The sequence below is a fragment of the Treponema sp. R8-4-B8 genome (assembly GCF_054786175.1).
Window position 1 is genome coordinate 1 of sequence record NZ_BDHE01000310.1, and the last position, 500, is coordinate 500.

Annotated in this window: 1 protein-coding gene; it reads right to left on the minus strand. The window is 45.6% G+C overall.

The annotated features are described in order from the left end of the window. Positions 1-500, minus strand: a 500-nt coding sequence (locus tag ACYVRA_RS08545; protein ID WP_461252296.1) for a response regulator, incomplete at both ends; no start/stop codon positions are given.

Below are 500 nucleotides of genomic sequence, written 5' to 3' on the forward strand. Positions count from 1 at the left end.
CTTTCCAAGATCATGCGTACTCGCCGATGATGCCATGTTATCAATATCCCAGTTTTGCATTTCTTCGGCGTATAACCCGCGCTCTTTCATTTCCTGAATTAAAGTTTTGATATACACGGACGTGCGCTCGATATGGCCGCCCGTCCCCTTGTCGCGGGTTTCAACCATATCCGCCAGAACTGAAACTATGCTGTTTCTAATTTCACGCAGACGCGACGTTCTTTCACGGATTATTCCGTCTATATCAAGATGGGTTTTTATTCGGTTTAAAAGCACGGGGCCGGAAAAAGGCTTTGTAATAAAATCCACTGCGCCCAACTCAAAACCCAGCGCCTCCACTTCGGCGTTATTTCGTCCCGTCAAAAACATGACCGGAATATCAGCCCATTTGCTTTCGGATTTTAAGCGTTTCAGCGCCTCCATCCCGTCCATCTCCGGCATCTCTATATCAAGAAGAATTAAATCGGGAATGATTTTATCAAGGAACGCGAACATTTTTA